This is a genomic window from Micromonospora sp. LOL_023 (assembly GCF_048060115.1).
Classification (GTDB): Bacteria; Actinomycetota; Actinomycetes; order Mycobacteriales; family Micromonosporaceae; genus Micromonospora_E.
This window is the reverse complement of record NZ_JBHMIM010000109.1, coordinates 1-8,454: the sequence shown is the minus strand read 5'-3', so window position 1 is coordinate 8,454 and position 8,454 is coordinate 1. Positions and strand designations below refer to the sequence as shown.

2 protein-coding genes are annotated in these 8,454 nt (G+C 72.3%); both read right to left on the bottom strand.

The window, feature by feature from the left end; genetic code table 11:
• Window positions 1-5,495: SDR family NAD(P)-dependent oxidoreductase (locus tag ACFHVL_RS30320; RefSeq protein ID WP_416632001.1), on the bottom strand; the 5,495-nt coding region annotated here is incomplete at its 3' end.
• A 6-nt stretch (window positions 5,496-5,501) separates the two neighbouring features.
• On the bottom strand, window positions 5,502-8,454 hold a 2,953-nt coding region (locus tag ACFHVL_RS30315), incomplete at its 5' end, for an SDR family NAD(P)-dependent oxidoreductase (RefSeq protein WP_416631999.1).

The window sequence follows — 8,454 nt, the reverse complement described above, 5'->3', positions numbered from 1 at the left end:
AGATCCCACAACCCCTCCGGCGAGACCACCCCACCGGGAAACCGGCACGCCATCCCCACGATCGCGATCGGGTCGTCCTGCGGGTCGACCACCTGGGCCACGGTCGCCGTTCCGGCGACTCCGGATGGGGCGGCCAGGCCGGCGCCACCGTGATGGTCGAGTTCGGTGCCGAGGAAGTTAGCCACCGACCGGCTGTTCGGGTGGTCGAACACCAGGGTCGCCGGCAACCTGATCCCGGTGGCACCTTCGAGCTGGTTACGTAGTTCCAGTGCACTCAGCGAGTCGAAGCCGAGCTCGGCGAAGGCCCGCCGGGGGGCGACCTGCTCCGGTCCGGCGTGTCCCAACACCGTGGCGACGTGACGGCGCACCAGGTCAAGCAGCCGCCGGTCGCGGTCGGCACCGCTGACGTCGGTGAACGGCTCTGGCTGCGAGCGCTGGTCGACGTCGGTGCCGGTACCGGTGGAGGCCAGATCCCGCAACAGCGCCGGCACCCGGTCAGTACGGGCTGCCAGCGCGCGCTGGTCGACACGCACCGGCAGCACGAGCGCGGTGTCGGCGGCAAAGGACGCGTCGGCCAACGCCAGTGCGTCGTCGACCGGCAGCGCCGGCAGCCCGAGCCGGGTCATCCGGCGGCGGTCGGTCTCGGTGAGCGCGGCGCCCATACCGGTGGCGGTGTCCCACAGGCCCCAGGCAAGGCTGACCGCCGGAAGATTCTCGGATCGGCGGTGCGCGGCGAGCGCGTCCAGGAAGACGTTCGCCGTGGCGTAGCCGCCCTGACCAGCGGCCAGCAGTGTGCCGGCCGCCGACGAGAACAGCACGAACGCGGCAAGCGGCAACTCCCGGGTCAACTCGTGCAGGTGCCAGGCTCCGTCGACCTTTGCCGCGAGCATGGACTCCATTTGTTGACCGGTGACGGTCTCCAGCGTGCCGGCTTCGGCGACACCGGCAGCGTGCACCACCGCCGTCAACGGATGAGCAGCATCGATCCCCGCCAACACCCCCGCAACCGCACCCCGGTCCGCCACATCACACCCGACAACCCGAACCCGCGCCCCCAACCCCGACAACTCAGCACACAACTCCCCCACACCCGGCGCGCCCGACCCACGCCGACCCACCAACACCAGATGCCGCACCCCGTGCACCCGCACCAGATGCCGCGCCACCAGACCACCCAGACCACCCGTACCACCAGTGATCAGCACCGTGCCGTCGCTGGCGAAGTCCGCTGACGCGGCCGGAGGCGTGGGAACCAGTCGGGGGGACAGTACGCGGCCGCCCCGTACGGCCAGTTCCGGCTCGTCGGTAGCGATGGCCTGGCGCAGCGTCGCGCCGTCGACGACTCCGTCCACGTCGATCAACTGGATCGACCCGGGGTGCTCGGCCTGCGCGGCGCGTAACAGCCCGTACAGCGAAGCGACAGCCAGATCACCGACCCCCTCTCCGGTGGTGGTTGGTACCGCAGCGGTGGTCAGCACCACCAGGCGGGTCGTGGCCAGCCGGGGTTCGGTCAACCACCGACGCAGAACGGTGAGCAACCCGGTGACGTTGGAGCGCAGCCGTGGCAGCAGCGCGCCACCCGACGCCGCGGTGAGCGTCTCGACGCGTACGCACACGATCGACGGTGCCACCACACCCGGGACGCCGCCGGCAGCGTCCACGGCGCCCATGTCGCCGGCGGCGACGTCAACCAGCAGACCGTCCAGATCGGGGTGCACGTGTCCGCCCAGGTCAAGGTCGACGCCGATCGCGTCCACCCGCTCAGGCAGTGGCTTCGCACAGTGGCCGACCGCGGCCGGCCGCCAGCCGACCGTGAACAGCGCGTCCCCCACCGCCGGGTGTCTCACCGCCAACTGGTCACGGGACACCGGCCTGGCGACGATGGACCGCACCGACGCGACCGGGCGGTCGTCGGTGTCGGTGACGACAAGTTTCGTCTCGACGTCACCGCGCAGCCTGGTAAGCCGGACCCGGACCGCCCGGACGCCGGCCGCCGCGAGCTGGAAGTCCGACCAGGTGAACGGCAGCAGCGCCACATCCTGGTCGTCGTCGACGAACAGCCCGACGTGCAACGCGGCGTCCAGCAGAGCCGGATGCATGCCGTACCCAGCGACGACTGCCGCTTCCGGCAGGGAGACCTCGGCGAAGAGCTCGTCGCCGCGTCGCCAGGCGGCGGTGAGGCCGCGGAACGCCGGACCGTACCGGTAGCCCCGGCGAGCGAGCCGGTCGTACGTCCCGGTCACCGGCAGCGCGGTAGCACCCGGCGGCGGCCACTCCGGTTGGTCGTGTTCGGTGGCCCGGGTCTCGCCGGCCAGGACCGGCGCAGACGGGTCCGACGTGGAGCGCTCCGACACGGACGGCACCGGCTCGGATGGGTCGACACCGGCCGCGACCCGGGCAGCCGCCGGGGCGAGCGAGCCGACGGCGTGGCGGGTCCAGACATCGGTACCGTCGAGCCGGGAGAAGATCTGCACCGACCGGATTCCGCTGTGGTCCGCCGACCCCACAAGCACCTGCAGCGCGGCACCACTGGCGGCGGGTAGCACCAGCGGCGACTGCAGCGCGAGCTCCCGCACCAGGCCGCAACCCACGTGCTCACCGGCCCGGTGGGCCAGTTCGACGTACGCGCTGCCGGGGACCAGGAGGGCACCGAGCACCTCGTGGTCGACCAGCCAGGGCTGCCGGGTCGACGAAAGCCGTCCGGACAGGACGGTGCTGTCGGCGCCCGGCGCGGGTACCGCGACCGACAGCAACGGGTGCGCCAGCGGGGTCAATCCGAGCGACTCGACGTCGGCCGGGGTGGTGTCGTGGGGTGGCAGCCAGAAACGCTGATGCTGGAACGGGTACGTGGGCAGCGGCACCACTGCGCGCCGGTCCGCGCCAAGCACCGCCGACCAGTCCACCGGGCATCCGTTGACATAGGATCGGGCGAGTGCGCCGAGCAGTTCCTCAGCCTCGGGCCGTGCTCGGCGCATCGTCGCGGCGAACGTCTGCCCGGTCGGCTCGACACAGCGCATCGCCAGCGGCGCCAGCACCGCGTCGGGTCCGACCTCGATGAAGGTGGTGGCACCAGCTTCGATCAGTGCCCCGACGGCGTCGCGGAAACGCACCGTGCCCCGCACCTGGCGTACCCAGTACCCGGCGTTGCCCAGCACCGACGCGTCGGCCAACGCTCCGGTCGCCGTGGAGACCAGGGCGATGTCCGGCTCGGCGTAGTCGAGCGCGTCGGCGGTTCGCGCGAACGCGGGCAGCATCGGCTCCATCAACGGCGAGTGGAACGCGTGCGACACCGACAGCCGGATCGTCCGGTGTCCGAGCCGCTCGCACCGGGCCGCCGTGGCCAGTACGGCGGACTCCTGCCCGGAGACCACCACCGACGCCGGCCCGTTGACGGCGGCCAGCGCCGCGCCGTCGGCCAGCAGGGGCTCCACCTGCTCGGCGGCGGCCGACACAGCGACCATCGCCCCGCCGGCAGGCAGTGCCTGCATCAGCCGCCCACGGGCCGCCACCAGGCGACACGCGTCAGGCAGCGACAGTACGCCGGCAACCTGCGCGGCGGCGATCTCACCGATCGAGTGTCCGCAGACAAAGTCCGCCCGTACGCCCCAGGCGGCGAGGAGCCGGTAGAGGCTCACCTCGATGGCGAAGACCGCTGCCTGGGTGTACGCCGTCTGGTCAAGCAGGGTAGCTTCGCCGCTGCCCGGCTCGGCCCACATGACGGAGCGCAACGGCCGGTCGAGTTGGGGGTCGAGCAGTCGGCAGATCTCGTCCAGGGCGGCGGCGAACGGCGCGTACCGCTGGTACAGCTCGCGGCCAGCGCCGAGGCGCTGCGAACCCTGTCCGGTGAACAGCAACGCGATGCCGCCTGCGGTGTTCTCGCCCTGCCAGACGCCAGGGCCGCTGCGGCCGCCAGCCAGCCGGCGCAGGCCGTCGACGAGGTCGGCACGGCTGGTGACGACGAGCGCCGCCCGGTGGTCCATCGCGGAACGCGCGGCGGCCAGGGTGGCGGCGACTGCGGTCGGTGACTCCTGCGGCACGGCGTCGAACCGGTCGATCAGCCGCGCCGCCAGATCCCGCACCGCCTGCGCCGACCGGGCCGACAGCGGCACCGGGACCGGTCCGTCGGCCGGGCAGTCCGCGCCCGGCGCCGGATCCGGGTCGCCTTCCTCGATCACCACGTGGGCGTTGGTGCCGCTGATACCGAAGGAGGAGACCGCCGCACGGCGCGGCCGATCGTCGGAAGGCCAGTCCTGTGCCTCGGTGAGCAGCTGGACGGGCCCGGTAGACCAGTCCACCTGCCGGCTGGGGCGGTCGACATGCAGGGTCCGGGGAAGTGTCCGGTGGCGCATCGACTCGACCATCTTGATGACGCCCCCGACCCCGGCGGCGGCCTGTGTGTGGCCGATGTTCGACTTCAGAGAGCCGAGCCACAGCGGCCGTTGTCGGCCGCGGCCGTACGTGCTGAGCAGCGCATGGGCTTCGATCGGGTCGCCGAGGGTGGTGCCGGTACCATGCGCCTCGACCACGTCGACGTCGTCGGGGCACAGACCAGCGCTGTCCAGCGCCTGGTGGATGACGCGCTGCTGAGCACTTCCGTTCGGCGCGGTCAACGCGCTGCTGGCCCCGTCGGAGTTGACCGCGCTGCCACGCACCACTGCGAGGACCCGGTGGCCGTTACGGCGGGCCTCGGAGAGCCGCTCGACGACCAACACCCCGACGCCTTCGGCCCATCCGGTGCCGTCGGCGTCATCGGAGAACGACTTGCACCGGCCGTCGGGCGCCAGCCCGCGCTGCCGGCTGAACTCGATGAACGTCTCCGGCGTCGCCATCACAGTGACACCGCCCACCAGGGCGAGCGGGCACTCGCCCCGACGTACCGACTGGATTGCCCAGTGCAGCGCGACCAGTGAGGACGAGCAGGCCGTGTCGACGGTGACGGCCGGCCCTTCCAACCCCAGCGTGTACGCGATCCGGCCGCTGATGAGGCTCCCGTCGCTGCCGCCGGTGCCGTAGTCGTGGTACATCACGCCGGCGAAGACACCGGTGCGGCCGCCCCGCAACGAGCGGGGATCGATGCCGGCGTTCTCCAGAGCTTCCCAGGACACCTCGAGCAACTGCCGCTGCTGGGGGTCCATCGCGGTGGCTTCGCGGGGGCTGATGCCGAAGAAGTCGGCGTCGAAGCCGGCGGCGTCGTACAGGAATCCGCCCGAGCGGGTGTAGCTACGCCCTGGCTTGCCGGGCTCGGGGTGGTACAGCGAATCGACGTCCCAGCCCCGGTCGGCGGGGAACGGGCCGATCGCGTCCCGCCCGGCGGCGACCAGGTCCCACAGCTGTGCGGACGAGCCGATGCCACCCGGGTAGCGGCAGCCCATGCCGACGAGGGCCACCGGCTCGGCGGCGGCGGCCGTGATCGCCTCGTTCTCCCGGCGTAGCCGATCGTTGTCCAGCATAGACTTGCGGAGAGCCTCGACGATCTCTGCGACAGATGCTTCCACGGTGCCTCAGCCCTTCGAGTTGCCGGCGTCGCCCCGACCGAGTGCGGCGCGTACCAGGTCGTCCACATTCATGGCCCGGATCGATGCGGCGTCGATCACGGATCCCTCGGCCGCATCGCGGCTGGTGCCGTGTGGTGCACCGCCGTTGTCGATGCCGTTGCCGTTGCCGGCCGGACCGCCGGTGCCCGACGCGGCCGCGGTGCCGGCGAGCGCGAGTAGCGTGTCGAGAATCCCTGCCTGACGGATCGCGGCGAGCGGGACCGCCGCCAGGGCCGCCCGTAGCCGTTCCTCGTCCGGGTCCGGACCGTAGGCGGGCTCGGGCTCGGCACCGAACAACTCGGTGCGCAGGTACGCCGCGAGCAGGTTCGCGGTCGGCTGGTCGAACACCAGCGTAGCCGGCAGCCGTTGCCCCGTGGCCGACGCAAGCCGGTTACGAAGCTCAAGCGCGGCCAACGAGTCCAGTCCCAGGTCGAGGAACCCCTTGTCCGGGTCGACGGTGCGCGGGTCGGATCGGCCGAGAACGGCGACGACGTGGGAACGAACCAGGTCGAGCATGGTCCGCTCCCGGTCGGCGGCGCCCATCGCCGCCAGTCGCTGCCGCAGAGACACGTCGGCTGCGGCGACCGGGGCCGGCCGGGCGGCCGAACCGGCCAGATCCCGCAACACCACCGGAACGTCGGCGGGACGGGCCCGTACGGCGGCGGTGTCCAACTGCACGGCGACCGCCACCGGTCGGTCGGCAGCGACCGCGCGGTCCAGCAGTGCGAGCCCGTCGGCGGGGACGATCGCGGTGACGCCGAGTCGACGCAGCCGCTCGACGTCGCCTGCGGCCAGTTGGCTGGTCATCGCGCTTCTAGCCAGTTCGTGATCGTCCGACCACAGTCCCCAGGCGACCGAGACGGCGGGCAGTCCCTGGGACCGGCGCAGCCGAGCAAGCGCGTCGAGGAACACGTTGGCTGCCGCGTAGCTGCCCTGGCCGCCACCGTCCAGCACGCCCGAGGCCGAGGAGAACAACACGAACGCCGCTAGGTCCCGGTCCGCGGTGAGTTCGTGCAGGTGCCACGCGGCATCGGCCTTGGGGCGGAGAACAGCGTCGATCCGGTGCGGGGTGAGGCCCGTGACGACCCCGTCGTCGAGCACGCCGGCGGTGTGCACCACAGCCGTCAACGGGTGCGCGGCCGGAATCTGAGCGAGCAGGTCGGCCAACTCATCGCGGTCGGCGACGTCGCAGGCCACCACCGACACCTCTGCGCCGAGCTCGGTGAGCATCGTGACCAGACGGTTCGCTGCGGGTGCCTGCCGGCCACGGCGGCTGGTCAGCAGCAGGCGACGCACGCCGTGCCAGGTGACCAGGTGACGTGCGACCAGCGCGCCGAGGGCTCCGGTGCCACCGGTGATCAGGACCGTGCCGTGCCTCGGCCAGACCGCGGCCGCATCGCCCGCCTCGACCGGTACCAGCCTCGGTACCCGCAGCTCACCGTCGCGTACCAACAACTCGGGTTCGTCGGACGGCAGGGCCGGCAGCTCACCCGAGTCGCTGTCGACCAGGACGAGCTGGCCCGGATTTTCCACCTGCGCGGCCCGGACCAGGCCCCACACCGGCGCCTGGGCCAGGTCGGTGACCGGGTCAACGGCCCCCTGGGTGAGTACCACCAGCCTGGCCGTTGCGAAGCGCTCGTCGGTCAGCCACCGCTGGACCGTGGCGAGTGTCCGGTGGGTCACCGCACGGACCCGCTGCGGTACGGCGCCGTCGTCGGCCGCGCGGCAGGTCAGCACGACAAGATCCGGTGCCGGTTCACCGGCGTCGATCGCCGCCGCGAGGGCGTCCAGGTCAGGATGGTCGGCACCGAGCACCACCCGCCGACCACCATCACCGGTCGCGGGCGGATCACAACCCCGCCACGTCAGGTCGTACAGTGGCTCGCCGCCGTGGGTGAGTTGCTCCGACGTCAAGGGCCGGGCCGTCAGCGCCCCCACCGCCGCCACCGGCTGACCGGCCAGGTCAGTGAGGTCCAGCGCCACGACGCCGGCCGGCTGCAGGGCACGGGCGTGTACCCGCACCGCGCCCGCTCCGGCGGCGTGCACCGCCACATCGGTCCAGGCGAACGGCACCCGGGTCTGGATGATCGCCCGGGGTCCGCCCTCGACCAGGAAGTCTGCGGCCTGCACGGCGGCGTCCAGTAGCGCCGGATGCAGCCCGAACGCCCCGGCGTCCGCGCTGTCTGGCAGCACGACCTCGGCAAAGACCTCGGTGTCGCGCCGCCAGAGTGCGCGCAGTCCCCGGAACGTGGGACCGAATCCGTACCCCAGGGAGGCGAAGTCGTCGTACACGGTGTCGAGATCGACCGGTCTGGCACCGGCCGGCGGCCACTGGTCGGGTGCGGTCGCCGTGAGCGGGGCGTCCGGGGCGAGGGTTCCGGTGGCGTGCCTGGTCCACCCGTCGGACGTTTCGGGCCGCTGCGGACGGGAGTACACCGACACCGGCCGGCGACCGGTGTCGTCGGCCGCACCTAGCACGACCCGCAGGGCCAGGGCCGCGCCGTCGGCCACCACCAGCGGTGCCAGCTGGGTGAGTTCCTCCAGGCACGAGCAGCCGACCTGGTCGCCGGCTCGGGTGACGAGTTCGACGAAGGCGGTGCCGGGCAGCAGCACCCTGCCGAGCACCCGATGGTCGGCCAGCCAGGGCTGGCCGGCAACGGAGATCCGTCCGGTCAGCGTCAGCCCGCCGGTGTCGGGCATCGCCACCACGGCCGACAACAGCGGATGGTTCAGCGGTTCCAGCCCGGCAGCACCGAAATCGCTCGTGCCGGGGCCGTCCTCCAACCACAGCCGCTGGTGGTCGAAGTGGTGCGTCGGCGGCTCCACCCCCCAACCCACCGCAACATCCCCCGGCGCCTCCTCCACGATCACGTGCGCGTTCGTCCCACTCAACCCGAACGACGACACCCCCGCCCGACGC